This window comes from Massilia aerilata, from assembly GCF_042656905.1.
Taxonomy (GTDB): Bacteria; Pseudomonadota; Gammaproteobacteria; order Burkholderiales; family Burkholderiaceae_D; genus Telluria; species Telluria aerilata.
This window is the reverse complement of record NZ_JBHSMZ010000024.1, coordinates 272,134-294,432: the sequence shown is the minus strand read 5'-3', so window position 1 is coordinate 294,432 and position 22,299 is coordinate 272,134. Positions and strand designations below refer to the sequence as shown.

The 22,299-nt window shown below is 62.3% G+C and carries 21 protein-coding genes and 1 tRNA gene; 14 read left to right on the top strand and 8 right to left on the bottom strand.

The features are described from left to right. Positions 1-35 precede the first annotated feature (35 nt). The 11 genes from ACFPO9_RS24830 (at position 36) to ACFPO9_RS24780 (ending at position 11,768) form a co-directional block, all read left to right on the top strand. Complete coding sequence (locus ACFPO9_RS24830; protein WP_379776345.1) at positions 36-386, top strand: hypothetical protein; 351 nt, start codon at positions 36-38, stop codon at positions 384-386. Further along, the gene (locus ACFPO9_RS24825; RefSeq protein WP_379776567.1) at positions 287-742 is read left to right on the top strand and encodes a DUF1799 domain-containing protein; all 456 of its coding nucleotides are present in this window, start codon (positions 287-289) and stop codon (positions 740-742) included. Before ACFPO9_RS24830 ends, ACFPO9_RS24825 begins: the two co-directional genes overlap by 100 nt. Further along, positions 739-5,250: a DUF4214 domain-containing protein gene (locus ACFPO9_RS24820; RefSeq protein WP_379776343.1), complete on the top strand. Its 4,512-nt coding sequence runs from the start codon at positions 739-741 to the stop codon at positions 5,248-5,250. Before ACFPO9_RS24825 ends, ACFPO9_RS24820 begins: the two co-directional genes overlap by 4 nt. Next, on the top strand, positions 5,247-6,923 hold the full coding sequence (locus tag ACFPO9_RS24815) for a phage head spike fiber domain-containing protein (protein WP_379776341.1): 1,677 nt from the start codon (positions 5,247-5,249) through the stop codon (positions 6,921-6,923). Before ACFPO9_RS24820 ends, ACFPO9_RS24815 begins: the two co-directional genes overlap by 4 nt. Further along, positions 6,901-7,860 (top strand): hypothetical protein, encoded by a 960-nt coding sequence (locus tag ACFPO9_RS24810; protein ID WP_379776339.1) that lies wholly within the window; start codon positions 6,901-6,903, stop codon positions 7,858-7,860. The genes ACFPO9_RS24815 and ACFPO9_RS24810 overlap by 23 nt, the downstream gene beginning before the upstream one ends. Then, a complete protein-coding gene (locus ACFPO9_RS24805) occupies positions 7,860-8,474 on the top strand; it encodes a hypothetical protein (protein WP_379776337.1) in 615 nt (204 codons plus the stop codon). The genes ACFPO9_RS24810 and ACFPO9_RS24805 overlap by 1 nt, the downstream gene beginning before the upstream one ends. Before the next feature lie 75 nt (positions 8,475-8,549). Then, positions 8,550-8,984: a hypothetical protein gene (locus ACFPO9_RS24800; protein ID WP_379776334.1), complete on the top strand. Its 435-nt coding sequence runs from the start codon at positions 8,550-8,552 to the stop codon at positions 8,982-8,984. Between the two features lie 125 nt (positions 8,985-9,109). Then, positions 9,110-9,517, top strand: coding sequence for a hypothetical protein (locus tag ACFPO9_RS24795; protein WP_379776331.1), 408 nt, complete (start codon positions 9,110-9,112; stop codon positions 9,515-9,517). Between the two features lie 78 nt (positions 9,518-9,595). Further along, entirely contained in the window at positions 9,596-10,261 is a 666-nt protein-coding gene (locus tag ACFPO9_RS24790) for a glycoside hydrolase family 19 protein (protein WP_379776328.1), read from the top strand. Beyond that, positions 10,258-10,836, top strand: coding sequence for a hypothetical protein (locus ACFPO9_RS24785; RefSeq protein ID WP_379776325.1), 579 nt, complete (start codon positions 10,258-10,260; stop codon positions 10,834-10,836). The genes ACFPO9_RS24790 and ACFPO9_RS24785 overlap by 4 nt, the downstream gene beginning before the upstream one ends. 143 nt (positions 10,837-10,979) lie before the next feature. Next, on the top strand, positions 10,980-11,768 hold the full coding sequence (locus ACFPO9_RS24780) for a DNA adenine methylase (protein WP_379776322.1): 789 nt from the start codon (positions 10,980-10,982) through the stop codon (positions 11,766-11,768). A gap of 57 nt (positions 11,769-11,825) precedes the next feature. Here the strand turns inward: ACFPO9_RS24780 and ACFPO9_RS24775 are convergent, their stop codons facing one another. Then, positions 11,826-12,311, bottom strand: coding sequence for a DUF2471 family protein (locus tag ACFPO9_RS24775; RefSeq protein WP_379776320.1), 486 nt, complete (start codon positions 12,309-12,311; stop codon positions 11,826-11,828). 328 nt (positions 12,312-12,639) lie between these two features. Here ACFPO9_RS24775 and ACFPO9_RS24770 point away from each other — a divergent pair, with 328 nt between their 5' ends. Continuing rightward, positions 12,640-13,047, top strand: a complete 408-nt coding sequence (locus ACFPO9_RS24770; RefSeq protein ID WP_379776317.1) for a PH domain-containing protein — start codon at positions 12,640-12,642, stop codon at positions 13,045-13,047. Positions 13,048-13,181: 134 nt separating this feature from the next. Here ACFPO9_RS24770 and ACFPO9_RS24765 read toward each other — a convergent pair whose 3' ends face one another. Together ACFPO9_RS24765 and ACFPO9_RS24760 are read right to left on the bottom strand one after the other, a co-directional pair. Next, positions 13,182-14,192 carry a tyrosine-type recombinase/integrase gene (locus ACFPO9_RS24765; RefSeq protein WP_379776314.1) on the bottom strand — a complete coding sequence of 337 codons (1,011 nt, stop codon included), beginning with the start codon at positions 14,190-14,192 and terminating at the stop codon, positions 13,182-13,184. Positions 14,193-14,372: 180 nt separating this feature from the next. Continuing rightward, positions 14,373-14,457 (bottom strand) — tRNA-Leu (locus ACFPO9_RS24760). 122 nt (positions 14,458-14,579) lie between these two features. Here ACFPO9_RS24760 and ACFPO9_RS24755 point away from each other — a divergent pair. After that, positions 14,580-16,538 carry an APC family permease gene (locus ACFPO9_RS24755; RefSeq protein WP_379776311.1) on the top strand — a complete coding sequence of 653 codons (1,959 nt, stop codon included), beginning with the start codon at positions 14,580-14,582 and terminating at the stop codon, positions 16,536-16,538. 3 nt (positions 16,539-16,541) lie between these two features. Here ACFPO9_RS24755 and ACFPO9_RS24750 read toward each other — a convergent pair whose 3' ends face one another. After that, on the bottom strand, positions 16,542-16,991 hold the full coding sequence (locus tag ACFPO9_RS24750; RefSeq protein ID WP_379776308.1) for a hypothetical protein: 450 nt from the start codon (positions 16,989-16,991) through the stop codon (positions 16,542-16,544). Positions 16,992-17,281: 290 nt separating this feature from the next. Between ACFPO9_RS24750 and ACFPO9_RS24745 the strand changes: the two genes are divergently transcribed. Further along, positions 17,282-17,875 (top strand): FxDxF family PEP-CTERM protein, encoded by a 594-nt coding sequence (locus ACFPO9_RS24745; RefSeq protein WP_379776306.1) that lies wholly within the window; start codon positions 17,282-17,284, stop codon positions 17,873-17,875. Positions 17,876-17,944: 69 nt separating this feature from the next. Here ACFPO9_RS24745 and ACFPO9_RS24740 read toward each other — a convergent pair whose 3' ends face one another. The 4 genes from ACFPO9_RS24740 to trxA all read right to left on the bottom strand — a co-directional run bounded on the left by ACFPO9_RS24740 (position 17,945) and on the right by trxA (position 22,053). Beyond that, on the bottom strand, positions 17,945-19,726 hold the full coding sequence (locus ACFPO9_RS24740) for an ArnT family glycosyltransferase (RefSeq protein ID WP_379776303.1): 1,782 nt from the start codon (positions 19,724-19,726) through the stop codon (positions 17,945-17,947). Positions 19,727-19,844: 118 nt separating this feature from the next. Continuing rightward, complete coding sequence (locus ACFPO9_RS24735) at positions 19,845-20,114, bottom strand: type B 50S ribosomal protein L31 (protein WP_379776300.1); 270 nt, start codon at positions 20,112-20,114, stop codon at positions 19,845-19,847. A 219-nt stretch (positions 20,115-20,333) separates the two neighbouring features. Further along, the gene (gene rho / locus ACFPO9_RS24730) at positions 20,334-21,596 is read right to left on the bottom strand and encodes a transcription termination factor Rho (protein WP_047821459.1); all 1,263 of its coding nucleotides are present in this window, start codon (positions 21,594-21,596) and stop codon (positions 20,334-20,336) included. A 130-nt stretch (positions 21,597-21,726) separates the two neighbouring features. Then, complete coding sequence (trxA, locus tag ACFPO9_RS24725; protein WP_036236119.1) at positions 21,727-22,053, bottom strand: thioredoxin TrxA; 327 nt, start codon at positions 22,051-22,053, stop codon at positions 21,727-21,729. Positions 22,054-22,299: the final 246 nt, after the last annotated feature.

The following is a 22,299-nucleotide window of genomic DNA, read 5'->3' as shown; positions in this document are numbered from 1 at the left end:
TGGGGCTCCGGCCCCGCAACCATACAAGGAACACCATGAGCAAGCGTTTCACCACCGTTATCAGCCCGACCGTCCTGGTGCCCGTCCAGGGCTCCATCAAGGACGCCAACGGCAAGCCCGTCCCGTTCAAGTTCTCGCTGACCTGTTCGCGGCTCGAAGCCGAGGACCTGAAGCAGCGCATCAACGGCGGCGGCTTCGACATGAAGGAGGTGCTGAAGGAAGTCACCTCCGACTGGAAGGGCCAGCGCCTGGTCAACGACGAGGAGACCGGCCAGCCGGCAGAGTTCTGCCCGGAAGCCTTCGATGCGCTGCTGGACATCGGCGGCATGGCCCTTGTCTGCTTCAACGCCTTCGCCAAGGAAACGAGCGCACACGCAAAAAACTAGCGCAGGTCGCGCGCTGCGCTGCCCTCGGCCAGATCGTCAGCGAGGAGCAGCTGCAGGAGGACCGAACCGCCGTCGATGAGGCCGCCGCAGCCTTCGGCCTGGCGCCTGTCTACCAGGAAGAGAAGGTCGAGCCACTGTACCTGTGGCCGGAAAACGTCCGGTCCTGGAATTTCTTCCAGGCGGTATCGACCCAGTGGACAGTCGGCCCGGGCGGCGCGATCGGCCTTAGCTACCCGGGCGTCGAGGTGGTTCGCGATGCCTGGGGTATTCGCCGCAAGGACTGGTCAAGGTTGTTTTCGGAATTGCAGGTAATGGAGCGCGCGACCCTCGCTGCGTGGAGAGAACGTAAGAAATGACAGGTACTTCCCGGGTAGTCATCACAGCCGATGCCATCAAGGCGATCGCCGAATTCGAGCGCTTCCGTGCTGCGGCAACGGGTTCGCTAGAGCACGTATCGAAAGCTGGCGGTGTCATCAACAAAGTACTCGGCGCCGTTGGCGTGACCTTGTCGGTGGCCGCCTTCACTGGCTGGATCAAGGGCGCGATCGACGCCACCGATGCAGCGAGCGACCTGTCGCAAAAGATCGGCGTCGCCGTCGAGGATCTCGCAGGCCTCGAGCTGGCCTTCCAGAAAGGCGGCATGGAGAGCGATGCGCTGCTCGGTGCAATGAGCAAGCTGTCGAAGGGGATGGCTGACGGTAATGAAACGCTGGAAAGGCTCCACGTCAGCTCGAAAAACCTGGACGGCAGCTTCAAGAGCAACAAGCAGGTGCTGTACGAGCTGGCGGACAAGTTTGCGGGTATGCCCGATGGCGTGCAGAAGACCGCGCTGGCCATCGCCGCCTTTGGCAAGAGCGGCGCCGACATGATCCCGATGCTGAACGAAGGATCGGAAGGCCTGCGCGAGATGGACGAGATGGCGCACAAGCTCGGACTGTCGCTGAGCGAAGATGCCGTCGAGAAGGCGGGCGACTTCAACGACACGCTGGACTTCCTGGCGCTGGGCACGCAAGGCGTGGCGCGCGGGATCGCGGCCGAGCTGCTGCCGACGCTCAGCAACTTGGCTGGCCAGTTCCTTACCACGATGACCAGCGGCGACCGGCTCAAGAACACGGCACAGTTCCTGGCTTCTGGACTCAAGCTTCTGTACACGGTTGGCGTGGGCATCGTGGAAGTGTTCTCGACGGTCGGCAAGACCATCGGCGCCGCCGGCGCCCAGGTCGTCGCCCTGCTGCACGGCGACTTCAGCTTGGCCCGCGACATCGGACGCCAGTGGAAGACCGACATCGGTGACAGTTGGGCCGCCACCGCGCGCTCGATCGCAGCCGCCTGGGAAGGCAGCAGTAACGCAGCCGTCGACGCCATGGCCGGGATCGCCAAGCATGGGACGGTGGTCGGCAAGAGCAACGCCGAGATTGCCGCCGCGACCGAAAAGGCAAACAAGGAACAGCAGGAGCAGGCCAAGCTGCTGGCCGAATTGTCTGGCCTGACCGGCTCCTTCGCCCAGGACTGGGACAGGCTGAGCAAGCTTTACGGGAAGGGCACGCTGTCGATCGAGCAGCTGACCGCCGCGCAGGCTGCGCTGCTGGCCAAGCAGCCCGGTATCAAGGCCGCCAGCGATGCCGCCATCAAAGCTGCCGAAGATGAAAAGAAGGTCTACGACGCTGCGCGCGCTGCGACAGAGGGCGAGATCGATGCGATCCTGAAGCAGGTCGAGACACTGGAGCTGAAGGTCCGCACGTACGGCATGCTGCCAGAGGCGATCACGGAGGCGCAGATCGCCGAGCTCGAGGCGTCGAAGCAGTCGCTCGTGCTGACTGACCAGGGAGTTGCGGATATTCAGCGGAAGATCAATGCGCTCAAACGACTCAAGGATGCCCAAGTCGTATCCGCGGCACACGATGCGATTGACGAGGCCACGAAGGCGCTGCAGGAGGAAAGCAAGCGCGCCAGCCAGGTAATCGAGCAGTCGTTGACCGATGCGCTGTGGCGTGGCTTCGAAGCAGGGAAGGGCTATGCCGAGAACCTGCGCGATTCCGTTAAAAACATGTTTGCCACTCTGGTCCTGAAGCCGACCATCCAAGGCGTAATGGCGCCCCTCAGTGGCGCAATCTCAGGGTTGCTTGGTACTGCCAGCCCGGCCAATGCCGCGACTGGCGGTGGTAGCGGTGTCGGTAGCATGGTTGGCGGCATGGCCGGCAGTCTGTTCGGTGCCGGCGGCATGGCTGGCTCGTTGATGGCGGGCGCCGGCTGGTTGACGGGCGCGACCACGCTGACCGGCTCGCTTGCGGCCGGTGCTTCCCTGGTTGGTACCGGCACGCTGGCCGGCGCCATGTCCGGCATCGGCATGCTCGCCGGCGCCCTCGGGCCCATCGCCCTCGGCGTCGGTGCAGTTGTCGCGCTGGCCAAGTCCCTCGACCATTCAGGAACGCCTCATACCGGCGGCGCGGCATCTTCCACCGGCGGTGTCACGACGGTCGTCCGGGCCGAGTCCTTGCACTTCGAGAAAACCGCAACCTCGGCAGGTACCGAAGACTTCGTCTCCGGCCTCGCCGCGAGCGTGGCCGGGATCCTGGACAGCACCGCGGTGTCGTTCGGCCAGAAGGCCGGCTATGCGGTCGCCACCGCCTTTGCCGATGATTCGTCCAAGGACGGCGCATGGGGCGGACTGGTGATCTCCAGGCTCGGCGAAAAAATCCTCGACTGGCAGGACACCCGCACCAGCCGCTGGGCGCCCAAGGAATTCGGCGACGGCGCTGAAGGCCAGGCCCAATACCTGGCTGCGCTGACAGGGTCTGTGCGCACGGCCCTGGACGACATCGGCCTGCCTGGCTGGGCGAATGACATGCTGGACGGGCTCGGCGATGCGCCGGCGCTCGAAGACCTGGCGAAGGCGGTCGATACCATCAATGCGACCCAGCAGGCGCTGACGGTGATGGGCGAGCGGCTGGTCGGCTTTTCCGACTTGAGCGACGCAGCAGTTTCGGCATTGATGAAGACGTCGGGCGGGATCGACGCCCTGGCCAGCGGCGCAAGCGCCTATTACGACGCGTTCTACACCGAAGGCGAGAAGACTGCGGCCGTCACCGACCAGGTCACGGAGGCCCTGAAAAATGTCGGCCTGCAGATGCCCGCGACGCGCGCCGAGTACCGCGCCCAGGTCGAAGCCGAGATGAAGCTCGGCGAGGCCGGCGCGGCCGCCGTTGCGGTGTTGCTCGGTAATGCTCAAGCATTCGCGCAACTGTATCCGGCAGCGGATGCGGCGGTGGAATTCGCCGACACCATCAATTCAACGCAGGAGGCGCTTACGGTGATGAGCGAGCGGCTCGTCGGCTTTTCGGACTTGAGCGACGCGGCGGTATCGGCGTTGATGAAGGCGTCGGGCGGGATCGACGCGCTGGCCAGTGGCGCCGCTGCGTATTACGACGCGTTCTACACCGAAGGCGAGAAAGCTGCAGCCGTCACCGACCAGGTCACCGCGGCTCTGAAGAATGTCGGGCTGCAGATGCCCGCGACGCGCGCAGAGTACCGCGCCCAGGTCGAGGCTCAGATGACGCTGGGCGAGGCCGGCTCGGCGGCCGTTGCTGTGTTGCTTGGCAATGCTGAAGCGTTTGCGCAACTGTACCCTGCAGCGGACGCTGCGGCAGAATCCATCGACGCCGCGGCGACGGCTTTGCAGGCCATGAAGGATTCTGCCGGCAGCTTGTTGGGCGGAGTGGACAGCGCTTACTCGGTCCTGCAGCAGGTTGTCGCACGCGAGAAGGCCGCGCTGCAGGTGCGCATCGATGCCGAGAACAAGCTGGTCGACGCGGCACGCGCGCTCTCGGGTAGCCTGCACGGCGCCCTCGACAGCATGCAGCTGGCTGGCCAGGGTGCCGCCGACGTTGCCGCAGCCAGGGCCGAGATCCAGGCATCGTTGGCGATCGCGCGCGCGAGCGGCAAGGTTTCGAACACGGACAGTCTGAAGCGCGCCCTGGGCATCGTCAGCCAGGACACGACGAAGTATGCGAGCTACGAGGATTACCTCCTGGCGACCAGGTCGACGCAGAGCGATATCTCGGAGCTGGCCAAGCTGTCCGATGACTCCCTGTCGGCCGAAGAGCAGACACTCGCCGCGCTGCAGGGACAGGCCGACCAGCTGGACGGCATCCTGACCAAGGCCCAGGCCGAGCTGGACGAGCTGAAAGGGCAGTCGACCACGCTGCTCTCGATCGACGATGCGCTACGTGCTTTCCAACTGCAGATCCAGTCGGCGCTGGCCAACCCGATTGTCGCGGCCACGCAAGGAATTAACTCAGCCTACCAAGGCTACCTGGGGCGCGCACCGGATGCGGCGGGCCTGGAGTACTGGCAGGAAGTCGCCGCCGGCGGCACGTCGCTGGACGCGATCAAGGAGAGCATCGCCAACTCGGCGGAGGCGCAGGTTCGTAAGCTGTACCAGGACCTGCTCGGCCGCACCGCCGATGCCGCCGGCCTGGACTACTGGCTCGATACCGGCTCGTCGATCGACACGATCCGCGACCAGATGATGCAGTCGGACGAGTACAAGAAGCTGCACAAGATCCCGGGCTTTGCCAAGGGCGGCGATTTCGGCGGCGGCATCCGCGCGGTCGGCGAGGTCGGCGTAGAGATCGAGGCCACTGGTGCGTCGAGGATTCACAGCACGCAGTCGATCATCGACGCGCTGCGTACCCCTTCGAACAACAACGATGCCCAGGCGGCCGAGATCCGCGAGCTGCGCCGCACCGTCGCGCGCCAGCAGGACGCGCTGGACCGGATCGCCTCGAGCATGAAACAACTCGCCGACCAGTTCGACCAGGTGACGGCTGGTGGTAACGCGATGTTTATGGAGCAGGCACAGTGAACGCGGAGAAAACACTTAGCAATATTGAGCCGATCGCGCTGAGCGAGGCTACGCCGATCACGCGCGCGTCGCCCAAATACGTCTACGACCGAACCGGCACGCTGGTACAGGTGCCGGTAGATACCCTGGCGGTGACGTATGACCCGAGTGATTTGACGAAGGCACCATATGCGCTGGTAGAGCCGGCGGCAACGAATCTGCTCAAGTACAGCGAGCGGTTTGCGACCTTGTGGTCGACCGACCCGAATGCCGGCTCCGCAACGGAAAATTTTGCCCTGGCGCCGGATGGGCAAATGTCGGCAAACCTGATCGCCGCGCAGCTGAATGGCGCATCAACGGTTTGCGGCTACCGATACCAGTCCCAAGTGCTGACTGCGGGCGACTGGACGCTCTCGGTATTCGTCGGCAAGCTTGCAGCATCGCCTTACGTGCTCTTGCAGCTCGCCACCGGGTTTAGGGTGTGCATCAACCTCGACACCCGTGAATATTTTGCCGTTGCCTTACCGGCCGGAACAATTACATGTGAATTTCTCGAAGAAGCGGCCGGACTCGTTCGCATCGCAATTTCGGGCACGCTCCCCGCGGGAAACGCAGTCACCATGATCGGCCTGGGCAGCTCCACAGGGCAGCTTATCCTTGCGCCTGCGTACGCTGTCGGCGAGGGTCATCTGTTTTGGGGAGCGCAGCTTGAGCAAGGCCGCAAGGCCACCAGCTACATTCCGACAGCCGCAGCGGCCGTCACTCGCGCTGCTGACAGCATCGCTCCTGATTACGGCCTGATCTTCTCGACCTTGAGCGAGAACGACGATGACGACGCGCCGCTGTACATCGCGACTAAAACCTACGCGGCCGGCGACCGTGTGCGCCGTGCCGAGACGCACCAGGTGTACGAGAGCGCCGTCGCAAACAACTTGGGCAACACTCCCGAGCAGAATTCGGACGGCAGCGCCGCGAAATGGACCAGAGTGCGTCCGACCAATCGCTGGGCGATGTTTGACGGCTCGATCGGTACCTCGTCCGAGGCCGATGAAACACTCACGGTCGTGCTCCGGCCAGGAGTTGCGATTGACTCCATCTATGGCGTGGTCGACGCCGATTTGGCCCAGGTATGCGTTCATGATGCCCCTGGCGGCAACATCATCTATCAAAACACGATCGAGCTTGAGGCATCGGCGCCGAGCGACTGGGACGAGTATTTCTGGGACCCGTTCAAGCCCTTGCCGGACTTTCTAATCACAGGGCTGGATCCCTACTACGAGTGCTTTGTGACGGTGACCCTGTCGAAGGCCAGTGGCAAGGTCGGGTGCGCGGGGCTGGTCTTGGGTACTCAGTGGCAGCTCGGCGCCACCCAATATGGGGTCAAGGTCAAGCCGAAGAGTTACAGCTATGTCGGTGAGGATGAGTACGGCAATACGACCATCCGCTCCCGCAAGAAGAGCACCGATCTGGCCGGCACTGCTTGGCTCGATCGGTCTGAGGCAAGTTACGTCAATCAAATCGGCCAGCGTCTGCTCGACGTTCCGGCCGTCTGGATCGCCAGTAGTAACCCGGAAGATTTCGCGCTGCGCTGCTACGGCTTGGGCAGCCTCGAGATCTCGTACGACTTTCCCCAGGATTGCCAGCTTTCTTTCAACGTAAAAGGAGTTATTAGTGCCACTAACACCACCGCCTAGCAAGCCGCAGCGGGGTGACCGCAAGACCTTTGCAAAAATGGTCGACGCTTTCATCGCCTGGCTGATCAATTTTGTCACCGAACTGAATGCGTTTATCGCTAGCTTGAACAGTCTCGCAGCTGGCGGAGCGTATGCGATTCCGTACACGTTCGACAGTTCGAGCGTAATGGCTGACCCTGGCGCCGGCAAGCTGCGGCTCGGCAACCCCGCTCAAAATGCTTCGGTTTATGCGGCAATCAATCTGACCAGCGCCTCTGGTGCTGCCGTCTCGGGCTTGCTGAATGGGTTCGGTGATTCGACAAGCGCTGTAAAAGGCTCGCTGCGTTTGACCAAGGTTGGCGACACGTCAAAGTGGTTGGTTTTTGACATCACGAACGTCTCTGCCGTGAATGGGTACAAGTTACTGACCTTGACGCCACGCGACAGTAGTTCGGCCAGCCCATTCGCCAACGGCGATGCCGTCATATTGCATTTCCAGCGCACCGGCGACAAGGGTGCTGCTGGGGACCTGATTGCACCGACGATCTACGTGCGCGAAGAATACGCGAGTGGCGCGAACGCACCCGCGTACACGAACGGTCAAATTCGGGCACTGAACACCGTAGCAATCAACACCATTCCGGGCGCATCGCTTAGCGGCGGCGTACTTACGCTGCCGGCCGGCACGTATGATTTCGACGGAAACGCGTGGAGCGGCGCGTCAAATCATCGCGTGTACGTGCGCAACATTACCGACAGCACTCCGATAGCGGTCGGCACGACGGAGTCAATCAATGGGCGCTCATCCGTGCGCGGATTCCGCCTGACCTGGGCAACTGGGAACAAGCAGTTTTCCTTGGTTCAGGCCTGCGTCGGCACCGGGTCGAGCGGTGGCATTGCCTTGAACAACGGCCAGAACGAGCTGTACTCTGAACTCGCATTTAGGAAGGTAGCCTGATGGAAGATCTCACTGAACCGCAGCCGCATGAGGCGGCTCGCTACGTCACCTACAACGAAGACGGCACCCTCGACGGCTGCTATCTTCAAGTGCCGCCGGAAGAACACGTTGATCGCATGATCGTCATCGACGAGGAGCTGGCGCCGGCCTGGGTCAACTACCGCGCCAACGAAGCGCGCGAGGGGATCGAATTGGCGCCGGCGGCCGTATCAATAGTCGACTTGGACGCGCTGAAAAGCGAGGCCATAAGCTCGACTTATTCCGATGTAGATGCCGTAACCGCTGCAGCAGTCGGAAACCGTGTCGAAGAATACCGTGACGCCGAGGTAACCGCGCGCGTCTTTGCCGCGGCCGGTTACGAGGGTGAGGTCGACGTGGTTGTCTCGAGCTATGCGCAATACAATCCGACAGGCGAGGCGCAAACGAACCAGTGGGCCGCTGACCAGATCATTGCCCGGGCCGATGCCTTCCGGTCTGCGCAAAAGGCGATGCGCGCCCAGCGCTTCGCCAGTCAGGCTGCAATGCGCGCCGCCGAGACGCCGGGGGCGCTGGCCGCGGCCGCCGAGGCCTGGAACGATTTCATCGCCGGCGTGCGTGCGGCGCTGGGGGTGTAAATGCGCCGCCCTGGTTACGTGACCGTTCGCCTGACGAGCCGCTGGCCGTTCAACCCGATCAGTCTGGCGGTCGGGATGCTGTCCGGTTCTCGCCAGTTCAGCCACGCCATCGCCATCATCGGCAACCGCGCCTACGAGGCATCGATGACGCACGGATGCCGCGCCGGCACGGTGGCCGAGCTGATGGAAGGCGTCGTCATCTACCGCGACATGCAAGTCCTGGTGCCAGACCTTGACGCGGCCATCGAGTTCGCCGAAGCGCAGTGCGATCCGGATCCGCCGGCCGCGCCCAAACGGTACGACTGGGCCGGCGCCATCGGCATCCCGCTGACCTATTCCGAAGACTGGGCAGACACGAGCAGATGGTGGTGTTCCGAGCTGGTCTTCGCGATCGTCCTGGCCGGCGGCACGCGCCTGTTTGATCCGGACGCCATGAAGCGAGTGCGGCCGATCGACCTGCAGATGTGCGACTACCCGAAGACCGCACTCATGAGCGTGAAGGCGGCATAAGCGCGGAAATAGTCTCATTTCTCCCTAGAAATGAGACCGCCGCAGCGAGACACTGTTCGCTCCCGCCTACCGATGTAAGAGAGACGAGTTCCGTCTGGCGATTACTGACCATGAAAGACGAATCAATGAGCGAACCGATTTCAGGCGCCGCGGCTGCCGGTGCTGCCGTAGGTTGGAAGGCACTCGGCGGCCTGGCCGGTGCTGCCGGCATCGGTGCCGGCTTTGCGTCGTACATCGTAATGACGATGACGAAGCCGAAGGACGACAAGGAATTCCGTGTATCGATGGCCAGTACCATCGCCGGCTCACTACTCGGCGGCGCGGCGGCGATCAAGTACTTCGGCATCGAGCACTGGTCGAAGGACATCATCGGCCTTATGGGGCAAGGCGGCGTCATGCTCACTTGCGGGCTGCCGGCGTGGCTGATTATCCGCGCGCTCTTCCGCTATATCGAGAAGCGCAAGGACGCCGGCATCGATGAACTGGTCGCCGATGGCGCCAAAGCCGTCAAGGCCATCAAGGACGCCGTTTAGTCCACACATGGGCGCAAACACTGGCCTGCTCGCTCGACCGGCCGGACATCTTCCCCGCTGTACTCCGGAGTCTCTACCATGAACCTGACCATCCCGAGCCTGTGCGCCATCGCGCCAGGCGCGCGCGCCAATGCGGCCGCCATCGTTGCGGCACTCAACCCGGCCATGGAGCGCTTTGGCATCACTACCAAGCTGCGTGCCGCCCACTTCCTGGGCCAGTTGGCGCACGAAAGCTGCGACTTCACTGCTAAGCGCGAGAACTTCAACTACAGGCCATACGCGATCCTCGAGACCTTCAACACGGTCAAGGTCAAGCGCTTCACGTCTGAACAGGCTGAGATGTACGGCCGCACACCAGCGCATTCGGCGAACCAGGAGATGATCGCCAACATCGCCTACGCGAACAGGATGGGCAACGGCGACGTGGCCAGCGGCGACGGCTGGCGTAACCGCGGCGCTGGCTGGATCCAGTTGACCGGGGCAGACAACCTGAACGCCTGCGCCGATTTTTTTGACATCCCGCGCGAGACCGTAGCAACTTGGTTGTGCACGCCGACCGGCGCCGCCCTGGGTGCTGCGTGGTTCTGGCAGCTGAACAACCTTAGCGAGCTGGCCGACCGCGATGATGTGGACGGCATCTCGGACAAGATCAACCTGGGCCGCGCGACGCCGAAGTACGGCGATGCCATCGGATTCAGCGCGCGCCTGATGGGTGCCAACATGGCCAAGCGGGTGCTGGCATGAGCGCGGTCCTGGCGCGCCTGCAGGGCGTTGTGCTACCCGGCTGGAGCAAGGTATTCGCCATCGCCGCGCTTGCCGCCGCGGCATACGGGGTAGGGCGCCTGCAGGAGGCTCGCCGCGGTGTTGACGCGATGGTCGACTATGTCGGGAAGCAGGCCACGCAGACAGTGCGCATCGCGAAGGCGCAGGCCCAAGTCGTTACCAAGGTCGAGATCCAGTACCGCGACCGCATCCAGATCATCTACAAGGAAGGAAAGCAAATTGAAGAAAGTATTCCCGAGATCGTCACGCCTGATGTCGATCGGCGCCTGCCTTTGCCTGCTGGCTTCGTGCGCATCCTCGACGCCGGCTGGACAGGTCAGCTTGTCGGATCCGCCACCGATTCTGACGGAGAACCCGCCGACGTTCCGGCCAGCGTCGTCGCCGCGAATGAAGTCGACAACGCCACCAGCTGCCGCGCCTGGCGCAAGCAAGTCTTCGGCTGGCGGCAGTTCTACGCTGGGCAGCAGGTAGCGATCAACGGGAAGGCGGGGGTATGGGCTGAGCGCGCGGGCGTGCTCGAGGCCTCGAAGAAATAAGACAGAGCGCCGGCACCAGTTGCGCGAACAACCGATGCCGGCCTTAATCCACTGATCGAGCCAGTGAACCGAGCGAAGGCTCTGCCACCTACCGGTAGGCGGACGGAGTCTAGCATAAATTACTAAAAGGTAAAAATAGGTTTATGGCAAGCCCAATCATTCCCTGGATCGGCGGTAAGCGCCGTCTGGCAGACCACATCATCCCGCAATTTCCCCGACATAAATGCTACGTCGAGGTGTTCGCAGGCGGCGCCGCGCTCTACTTCATGCGGCCGCCGGCGGAGGTCGAGGTGATCAACGACATCAACGGCGAGCTGGTGAGGCTTTATAGGGTGGTGCAGAACCATCTCGAGGAGTTCGTGCGGCATTTCAAGTATGCGTTGTCGAGCCGCGAGGTGTTCAAGTGGCACCAAGAGACGCCGCCGAAGACCCTAACCGACATCCAGCGCGCGGTGCGCTTTTTCTACCTGCAGCAGCACGCTTTCGGCGGCAAGGTTGACGGGCAGACCTGGGGCACTGCGACTACGGCGCCGCCGGTTAATCTGCTGCGCATCGAGGAGAACCTGTCGGCGGCGCACCTGCGGCTGTCGGGCGCCTTCATCGAGAACATGGACTGGTTTAAGCTGATGGAGCGCTACGACCGTCCGCATACGCTGTTCTACCTGGACCCACCGTATTGGGAGACAGAGGGATATGGTGTGGACTTCCCGCTGCAGGAGTACGAGAAGATGGCCGAGCTGCTCGGGCGGCTAAAGGGCAAAGCAATCGTCAGCTTGAATGACCATCCGGAGATCCGACGAATCTTCGGCCGCTTCCAGATGGACACCGTGCCCATCACTTATAACGTCGGCGGAGGCGGTCGATCGGTTGATCGGTCGGAGGTCATCATTTATAGCTGGGACCGAGCCAACGAGCCTGCAGGCTTGTTCTAACTCGATGGCCGATCGTGCGGACGTCTGCACGATCCGCCCATAAGGCATTTTTTTGCCTCAATGTACGAGGTTCCACGCTTCTTCGATTTGCCCGAAGATAACTGGCACGATGGAGGCATTCCCAAAGGAGACGGGGCTATCATCTTTCGGGTAGCAGAGCAGCGGCGACGCCCGGATCATGTTGAGAGTTGATGTCGAGTGTTCTCCACTCGCTCTAAGCTCGACCAAAACCTCGGCCTCGATTTGATGTAGTAGTGCCCAGGTCAAAACACCTAAATGTCTGTGGCGCATAACAATTTGCGACACCGCACAATTTGCTGCCTCGTCCGCTGCCGTCAACTCATCCCATTCGTACGTGTTGATCATTAACTTCACCTTATTATAATGTACTGTATAAATATACAGTAATTTAAGGTTTATATGCGTTGGAAGCTTCCGCTCACTAAGGACGACCTGCAGGCAATTCAGAACAGAAATAAAGACGCTGCCGATGTCAGGGTACTTCTTTGGGAGGTCGCCCGGCTGCGCAGTGTTGTGCTGCATGCAGACCACTTACAGCGACTTGTAACCTCGCTGCCCGGTCCGCAAGGGCAAGTGCTCGAGTCACTTCGGTACTTGCTGGCCACCGAGCCGTGCGTCCTTGAGTTCCCACGGCTGGAGTAGGCTTGTTCCGATGCAGATCTTTTGTACGGATCTATGTGAACATGGCCAGCATCTTCCGATCGCGATGCCCAGACATGAGGGCGACCTGCAGGATTTGGTAGCCCTGCTCATACAACCGCTACTTAACCCATTCTTCCATTGTTGCCATAGGAGAATACTTGTATCATTTCCCTCATTACAACTATTAGGGGGTGGAATGGGATCGTATGTGAACCGCAACTTGGCTGCCGATGAGCAGGTCGTGTACGAAGCCCAGGTATCTTGGGCGTCGCAATGGCTACTGATCCTTCTTGGGATCGCAACAATCATGTTGATGGGGATTGGACTGATTTTTCTGGCGGCCGCTGTTATTAATGTGCTGACCACTGAGCTTGTAATCACCAACAAGCGCGTGATCGCCAAGTTCGGGCTCATCAGTCGCAAAACGGTCGAGCTGAAGAACAGCCGCGTAGAGAGTGTCCAGGTCGATCAGTCGATCATGGGGCGTATCCTGAATTTCGGCAGCATCGTTGTTTCGGGTGCTGGCGGCCCGCAGGCGCCGATTCCCAATATCTCGGCGCCATTGGCGTTCAGATCGAAGCTGAACGAGATCACGGAAGAGCGCGCTGCAGCGTAACACTGCAGGTAAAACAAAAAGGCCAGCTCATGCTGGCCTTTTTGTTTATCAAAACACAATTTATAAGGCGTAACTTTTGGCGTAACTTCTCTAGCTCGCCAAGGGCTTCCCTAGGTGAATACGCCCATGCATCATCAGTCTAATTTCGTTGCCATCGCCTCGGCGGTCTCGTTGTAGTACACCTGCAGCTGCTTGAGGTCGCGGTGACCGACCATGCGCGCCAGGTCGAGTACGCCCAGCTTTTTCGCCAGCCTGGTAATGGCAAGGTGACGGGTGTCGTGGAAGGTGGCATCGTCGATGCCAGCCCTAGTTCTGGCCTTGCGGAACAGCGCGTCGAGCGACTTTGCTGTTACGCCGAAGACGGTTCCGCCATCCTCGGGCTCCGGCAGCAGCTCGAGCAGCGCCGCTGCTCGCGTCGACAGTGGTACCCTGCGCTTCGTGCCGTTTTTTGTTTCGGTGAGCGTGGCTACCCGGCCGACGACATCGCGCGGCATCAAGCCGCAGATCTCGCCAGCGCGCATGGCGGTCTCGATGGCGAACAGGAACGCCACGGCGATCCGCTGGCTGACCGTTTCTGCGCGTTCCTCGCTACCTTGGTCAAAGCCCAGCGCAAAGCAAATGCGCTCGATCTCGTCGTTCGTGTACAGGCGATCACGCGGCTCCGATTCCTTCGGTCGCCGGACGTCGGTAGTCGGGCTGGCAGCGATCCACTTCCATTCTTTGGCAGCGATCGCAAAGACATTCGACAGCAGGTTCAGCTCGCGATTGACGGTCGACCCACTCATCTTGTTGATGTTGAGGCGGTGGTCGCGCCATTTCCCGAGCACCTCGGAGGTTGCGTCGACGAGCCTCATGTCGCGGAACGGCTTCCCATTAGTCTCCCAGCTGCCGATCGCCGCGAGCCGGAGTGCCTCGAAACGATGCCCGCGCTTCGTGATCGATACCTCCTTTTCGTAGCGATCGAACGCGTCGCCGACTGTGCGGCCGGCCTGAACTCCGGTTGCCTTGCCGGCTCGGATTTCAGCCTCGCGCGCTGTCGCCCAAGCGACCGCCTCGGCCTTGGTTGACAGTACTCTCGATTCTCGGACGCCCTGAATCGCGATCTGTGCGCGCCAGCCGTTCTTCCGCTTTGCATATGAAGCCACGCTCTAAACTCCTGCTGAGTAATCCCGTGCGTAATTATTGCGTAAAACGTGGGGAATGAGTGACGAGATAAAGCGGTAGAAAGCGGGAAAGTGTATAGAGCCTTTCGGCCTGCCGCGCAGTCTAAGTGTTTGATTCTACTTAGAAAGCGGGAATATGTGATGCCGTGCGTTGCAAGCTGTTGGTGCCTCCGGCCGGAATCGAACCGGCACGCCTTTCGGCGCTTGATTTTGAGTCAAGTGCGTCTACCAATTCCGCCACAGAGGCTGCAAGCGCAGGCGCGCATCTTAGCACATGCGATGCCAAAAAGACCAGTGCGTGTGCGCCCCCGTTCCAGCGTATGATCTCGCCTACCTCGAGAACCGGCCGCCGGCAGGGCGGCGTGCACGATGAAGAACAAGAAGATACGCGAAATCATCCTGGGCAAAGCGCTCGATCCGATGCAGAACGAGACCCGCCATTCGATGGCGCTGGTCGCATTCCTGGCCTGGGTCGGGCTGGGCGCGGACGGGCTGTCCTCGTCGGCCTACGGCCCCGAAGAGACCTTCCGTGCGCTGGGCGCGCATACCCACCTCGGCCTGTACATGGCGCTCGCCACCGCGGTCACCGTCTTCATCATCGCGCTTGCCTACAACCAGGTGATCGAGCTGTTCCCGACCGGGGGCGGGGGCTACCGCGTCGCCACCCAGCTGGTGGGGCCTTATCTGGGGCTGGTCTCGGGCTGCGCCCTGATCCTCGACTACGTGCTGACCATCGCGATCTCGATCGCGTCCGGGGTCGACGCGCTGGCGTCCTTCCTGCCGCTCGGCTTCCAGCCCTATAAATTAGGGGCCGAGGCCTTCTTCATCGCGCTGCTGATCGTGATGAATTTGCGCGGGCTGAAGGAGGCGATCCAGATCCTGCTGCCGATCTTCCTCGGCTTCGTCGCCACCCACCTGGTGCTGATCGTGTACGGCATCGTCGCCCATGCCTCGCACCTGCCGGAACTGGTGCCGAGCACCGTCACCGAAACCAAAGAGCTGGCGCAGCACATCGGCTGGACCGGCGTGGCCGGGATGCTGCTGCTGGCGTATTCGCAGGGCGGAGGCACCTATACCGGCCTGGAGGCGGTGTCGAACAACGTCAACCTGCTGGCCGAGCCGCGCGTGCGGACCGGGAAGATGACGATGTTCTACATGGCGCTGTCGCTGGCGATCACCGCCGGCGGCATCATCCTCCTGTACCTGCTGTGGAATGCGCAGCCGGTGGCCGGCGAGACCCTGAACGCCACCACCTTCCGCAGCATCATCGCCAGCATGGGATTCCAGGGCGAGGTGCTGAACCAGGTGCTGCTGGCCGTGGTGCTGGCCTTCGAGGCCGGCCTGCTGTTCGTGGCCGCGAATACCGGCTTCCTGGGCGGTCCGTCGGTGCTGTCGAACATGGCGTCCGATTCCTGGGTGCCGCACCAGTTCCGCTACCTGTCGACGCGCCTGGTGACGCAGAACGGCATCCTGGTGATGGGCGTGGCCGCGCTGGCGATCCTGTTCTGGACCGGCGGCCAGGTCACGCTGCTGGTGGTGCTGTATTCGATTTCGGTGTTCCTGACCTTTGCCATCTCCCTGTTCGGCCTGTGCCTGTACTGGTGGCGCCACCGCAAGGACGAGCGCTGGGTGCGGCGCTTCCTGCTTTCCTTGATCGGCTTCGTGATCTGCGCTGGCATCCTGGCGATCCTGCTGGTCGAGCGCTTCACGCAAGGGGGCTGGGCCACCGCCCTGATCATCGCGGCGATTGCCGGCCTGTGCATCTTTATCCGCAACCACTACCGCGAGACCAAGCGCGCCATCCAGTCGGTGGACCAGGTGTTCGAGGACCAGTCCTTCGGCCCGGTCAAGGAGTCGGTCGATCCGGCGCCGGAGGCGCAGACGGCGGTGTTCATCGTCGGCACCTCGCGCGGCGGCGGCCTGCATGCGCTGCTGTGGGTGCTGCGCATGTTCCCGGGGCACTTCAAGAACTTCCTGTTCGTGAACGCGCGCACGGTGGATGCGCATGCCTACGGCGGCGAGGGCGCGCTGGAAAAGATGCGGGAGAATGCGGCGGAGACGCTGGAATTCTTTGTCGACTTCTGCCAGAGCCACGGGATGGCGTCGGCGTCCTATATCGGCTTCGGCACGGATGCGGTGGAGGAGGTGACCCGCATGTGCGAGCAGATCAACAGCGAATATCCGAACTCGATTTTCTTCACCAGCAAGCTGATCTTCGCATCGGATAACTGGTTCACGCGGCTGCTGCATAACCAGGCGGCGCTCGCCGTGCAGCGCCGCCTGCACCTGGAAGGATTACAAATGGTGATCCTGCCAATGAAGGTGTAAACCTTAGCGATCCATCTGCCGGCGCAGCGCCCGCAGCGCCGGCATCGGGCCCCTGACCTCGAGCGCGTGGGCGCGCACGGTCACGGCGATCTCCTTGCCGCCGCGCGCGCGGTAGCGCACGGCGCCCGGGGCGCGCTCGGCCGGCGCATAGCCGAGGCGGCTCAGCGCCTCGTCGAGGGTGACGACCAGGTGGCAGGCGTCGAAGCGGGTCGTCACCTCGAAGCGGCCCGGCATCATGGTCATCATCGGCAGCAGGCCGCCGGCCAGCACCGGCAGCACGATATACGCCAGCGGCGCGCCCGGGTCCACCTGGCGGAAAGCGATCATCAGTGCCGACAGGCCCAGCGCCAGCGTCAGCGCCAGCAAGGCCAGGCGTTGCGGTGAACCGAGAGGAGAGGGGCGGCGCGCCTGTTCCGGGACGCGCTCGATATCGGAAAACGTCACGCTTTTCATGATGGGCTCCTTGGCTGGCGATGCCGCGGGATAGCGGGCACATCCATCATTCTGATAATTCAGGACCGCGAGGAATTGATCTTTCTCAAGCGAGCCCTTGCCGAGAATGAAGTTTTTTCGATTTGGAAATTAATGGCTCAAAAATGCCACTTTTCGTCGAAAAACGGCTGAGATTTGTGCGCAATCTAACAGTTGAGGGGTAGGCGCGAACCTATGCTGTTATCAAGGATCGGTGTCAATACGCCGGCCCTGCGGATAGTAAGTCCCGATAACTTATCTCAGGAACTATCATGAAACTGAAATCTTTCGTTTTAAGCGCCCTCATCGCGGGCGCGGCGGTCGCCTCCCAGGGCGCCGCCGCGCAGGCGATCGAGCGCACCGTTCCGCTAGTGACAGTGGGCGACGGCGTGGGCGGCTTCAACGCGCATTTCGGCGATACCTTTGCGGCCTCGACCGTCGGCAGGACCTTCAGCGACATCTTCACTTTCAACATCGGCTCGCCCTTCGACGCCGCGGCCTCGATCACCTCCTCCTACCTCAACACGCCACAGACCAAGGACCTCCTGATCACCGGCTTCAGCCTGTACCGCTACGACCCGTCGGCGATGACGATGCTCGGCACGGCCATCGCCGGCATCAACGAAACCGGCTTCGGCTCGCATCCGGCCGATTCGTGGTCGCTGTCGGCCTACGACCTGGTCAACGGCTACTACGCGCTGAAGGTCGACGGCCAGGTGCTGGGTGCCGGCGGTGGCGCCTTTGGCGGCGACCTGGTGGTGTCGGCGGTGCCGGAACCGCAGGCCTGGAGCATGCTGCTCGCGGGCCTGGGCCTGGGCATGGTCGGGATGATGAAGCGCCGCAAGCCGGTGTTGCAGAAGATCTGAACGCGTGCAGGGCTTCGCGGACGTAAAAAAGCCACCCGCCCGGGTGGCTTCTTCATTGCGGCGCCGCGCTCAACGCCGCTGGTACAGGCGGAAGCGTTCGAGGCGGTCGGAGGGGCGGCGGCCTTCCCACAGCAGGTTCCAGTCGCGCGGACGGAATTCGTCCAGCACCACCTGGCCGCCGCGCGGACCGTCGCCGGACTGGATCACGCTCTGGCGGCTGGTGTCGCTGTGCGTGCCGTCGGCGGTCTTCTTGAGGCTTTCCTGCAGCAGCAGGAAGCTGCATTTGCCGCCTTCGACACCGGCGAAGGGCAGGTGGCCGAAGTAGGCGAAGGAGGCGCGCTGGGCCGGGCCGACATTGGTCTCGATGCAGTCGGCGCCGGCCGGCAGGCGCGCCGCGATCTGCTGGGCCACCGAGGCATAGCTGCGGGCATAGTTCAGGTCCGGCAGGAACAGGGTCATCAGCAGCACCCACAGCAGGATCAGGCCGCCGGACGACAGCACCACGGCGCGCCACAGCACCGAGGGCTGGCGCGACAGGCGCCAGTGCACCAGCACGAACCAGCCGGCGGTGGCGGCCGCGGCGACGATGAAGGCGACGAGGCCGAATTCGGGTTGGAAGCCGGGCACCTGCTTGAGCGCGTTCTTGGCCAGCTGCGCAGGCCAGCCGGTCAGCTTGGCGATCCAGAACAGCCACAGTATGGCGCCCAGCAGGGTCAGGACCATCACCGAGAACCAGTCGATCGCATTGATGGTGCCGCGCTTCATGGTCGGCAGGCCGAAGGCCGCCATCAGCGCCATCGGCGGCAGCAGCTTGAGCAGGTCGCCGTTTTCCGGTACCGGATCGCACAGCACCAGCAGCACCAGCAGGCCGACGAAGCAGGTCGGCAGGATGATGTGCAGCATGCCGTGCTGGCGGCGCCAGGCCCAGGCGGCCCAGGCGGCGAAGGGCCAGGCCGGCCAGCAGAACCAGATGCCGACGCGGAAGAAGGCGCCGATGGAATGCCAGCTCGGGATGCTCAGCTGGCTGGCGTTCCAGACCAGCCATTCGCCCACCGGCGCCTGGTTGTAGGGGTGGGCCAGCAGCGAGGGCAGGATCCAGACCAGCATCAGCAGGACAGCCGAGCCGGCGGCCACGCCGAGATCGCGCAGCACGGGGCGGGGGGGCAGCTTCAGGAAGCGGGTGCACAGGAACAGCGCGCCCAGCAGCACGATGGGGGAGGCGACGCCGCGGGTCAGCGCCAGCGCGCCCAGCACCAGGCCGAGCAGCGCCGCGTTGCGCCGGGAAGCTTCTTCGAGATAGCGCACGGAACGGTACAGGAACCAGGCCAGCAGCGAACCCTGCAGGGTCACGGCCAGGGTTTCATGGCTTTGCAGCAGCAGGCCCAGGCAGCCCAGGTAGATCAGGACGGCGGTGTCGGCCAGGGTGCGGCCGTAGTCGTCGGGTTCGGGCTGGCCACCGAAGGCCAGGCGCAGCGGCTGGGCTTCCGAGCGCCGGCCCAGCCGGAACGCGGTCTGCCACAGCGACACGGTGCCGAGCACGAAAATGGCGATGGTCGACAGGCGCGCCGCCAGCACGTCGCCCAGCAGCCAGCCAAACAGCTTGATGCAGAGCGCGCCCAGCCAGAAGGCCAGCGGCCCTTCCTCGGGCGAGGGCAGGCCGGCGATGTTCGGCAGCAGCCAGTCCTTGACCCCGCCGTGGGCCATGGTCCACATGATGCCGAAGCTGGCGGCATCGTCCTTCCACGGGTCGCGGCCGATCAGGCCCGGCAGGATGTACAACAGGCCAAGTGCGTACAAGGCCCATCGTGGCAGCGCGAGTGTGGCGGCGGCGGGGAGGCGGACTGGTTTCATCGATACGGAGATGCTTGATGCAATAAATTAATGTCGCGCTAGTATAGCGACAAAAAAAAAGGAAGCCCGAGGCTTCCTTCTTGAAGGCCCGGAGGCCTCCAGTGCGTTCGCTCGGGAATTAGCCGTTGGCGACGCTGGTCTTCGAGCCGACCGAACCGAACTTCTGGCGGAATTTCTCAACGCGGCCAGCGGTGTCGACGATCTTGTGCTTACCGGTGAAGAACGGGTGCGATTCAGCGCTCACCTCGATCTTGACCAGCGGGTATTGCTTACCTTCGAAATCGATGGTTTCGCGGGTGTTGATGGTCGAACGGGTGATGAATTTGAAATCGCAGGACAGGTCGTGGAAGACGACTTCGCGGTAATCCGGATGGATATCGGTTTTCATGGTTTTGCCTCGGTTAGGTTGGTAGCCAAAAGGCACTTCGTCGGTCATGCTGCTTCTCGACCCGATTGCCGATCACTTGCCAGGGGTGGTAATGAACCGGAGATTATATGCCACGCAGGGTTGAGAAGCAACTTTATGGCCGGCAGAACGTGGCGCAGAAAGCAGAAAAGGCGAGCATGGCCCGCCTTTTCCGTGGATCCCGTTATCAAACGGCCGGGATCAGCCGCCGCGACGCATCATGTCGAAGAACTCGACGTTGTTCTTGGTCGCGCGCATCTTGTCGAGGATGAACTCCATCGCCTCGATCTCGTCCATCGAGTACAGCAGCTTGCGCAGGATCCAGATCTTCTGCAGCTGGTCCGGCTTGATCAGCAGCTCTTCGCGGCGGGTGCCCGACTTGTTCAGGTTGATGGCCGGGTAGACGCGCTTCTCGGCCAGGCGGCGCTCCAGGTGCACCTCCATGTTGCCGGTACCCTTGAATTCTTCGTAGATCACGTCGTCCATGCGCGAGCCGGTTTCGATCAGCGCGGTGGCGACGATGGTCAGCGAACCGCCTTCCTCGACGTTACGGGCGGCGCCGAAGAAACGCTTCGGACGCTGCAGCGCGTTGGCGTCGACACCGCCGGTCAGCACCTTGCCCGAAGCCGGGATCACGGTGTTGTAGGCGCGCGCCAGGCGGGTGATCGAGTCCAGCAGGATCACGACGTCCTTCTTCATCTCGACCAGGCGCTTGGCCTTTTCGAGCACCATCTCGGCGACCTGCACGTGGCGGGTGGCCGGTTCGTCGAAGGTCGAGGCGACCACTTCGCCGCGCACCGAACGCTGCATCTCGGTGACTTCCTCGGGACGCTCGTCGATCAGCAGGACGATCAGGGTGACGTCCGGGTGATTCGCGGTGATCGCGTGGGCGATGTGCTGCAGCATGACCGATTTGCCCGACTTCGGCGAGGCCACCAGCAGGCCGCGCTGGCCCTTGCCGATCGGCGAGATCAGGTCGACGATGCGGCCGGTGATGTTCTCGGCGCCGTTCATGTCGCGTTCGAGGCGCAGCGGCACTTGCGGGTGCAGCGGGGTCAGGTTCTCGAACAGGATGCGGTGCTTCGAGGCTTCCGGCGATTCGCCGTTGACCTTGTCCACCTTCACCAGCGCGAAATAGCGCTCGCCATCCTTCGGCGTACGCACTTCCCCTTCGATCGAGTCACCCGTATGCAGGTTGAAGCGGCGGATCTGCGACGGCGAGATGTAGATGTCGTCGGTCGAGGCCATGTAGCTGGCATCCGGCGAGCGCAGGAAGCCGAAGCCGTCCGGCAGCACTTCGAGTGCGCCGTCGCCGAAAATTTGCTCGCCTTGTTTCGCGCGCTTCTTGAGGATCGCGAACATCAGTTCTTGTTTGCGCAGGCGGGCTGCGTTGTCGATGTCCAGGCTGATCGCCATCTCCAGAAGGGCGGAGACGTGCATGGCCTTCAGTTCAGATAAGTGCATGTGTCGGGTGTCCCGTGACGGGAAAGTAAAGGTAGGGGAGGGAACTACGTGGGTTAATAATGGGAGGGATCGGAGTCGATGACCTTCCCGGAATGGCGGCAACGCGGGCGCGCTGCCGCCGGCTATGGTATCAGATGTTGCTGTCGATGAAAGCAGTCAGTTGGCCTTTTGCCATCGCGCCGACTTTCTGCGCGGCTGCAACGCCATTCTTGAACAGGATCAGGGTCGGGATGCCACGGATGCCGAACTTGGCCGGCACGGCCTGGTTCGCATCGACGTCCATCTTCGCGATCAGGAGCTTGCCGTCATATTCCTTAGCGACTTCTTCGAGGATCGGGGCGATCATCTTGCAGGGACCGCACCACTCGGCCCAGAAGTCGACCAGGACCGGGCGCTCGGACTTCAGCACGTCGGTTTCGAAGGATGCATCGCTAATGTGTTTGATGTTTTCGCTCATGTTTTCCTCAGTGAGAGGTAGGTCAATTAACGCCTGAAACGCACAATGGTGGAGACACTGTGTGCAATATTCAATAGTGGAAGAGCTGCAAGGAGGTGTCAGGCGGGGGTTAGCTGAAATAATAACCGATTTTCCTGAAACGTGTTCGCAAGCTTTGTACAAAATCTTAACACGTTAGCGCAACTCGCAAGCGCGCCCGGGCTGCGGTGCCGGTTTGACCTGCTTCCATTATTGCCGACGACAGTG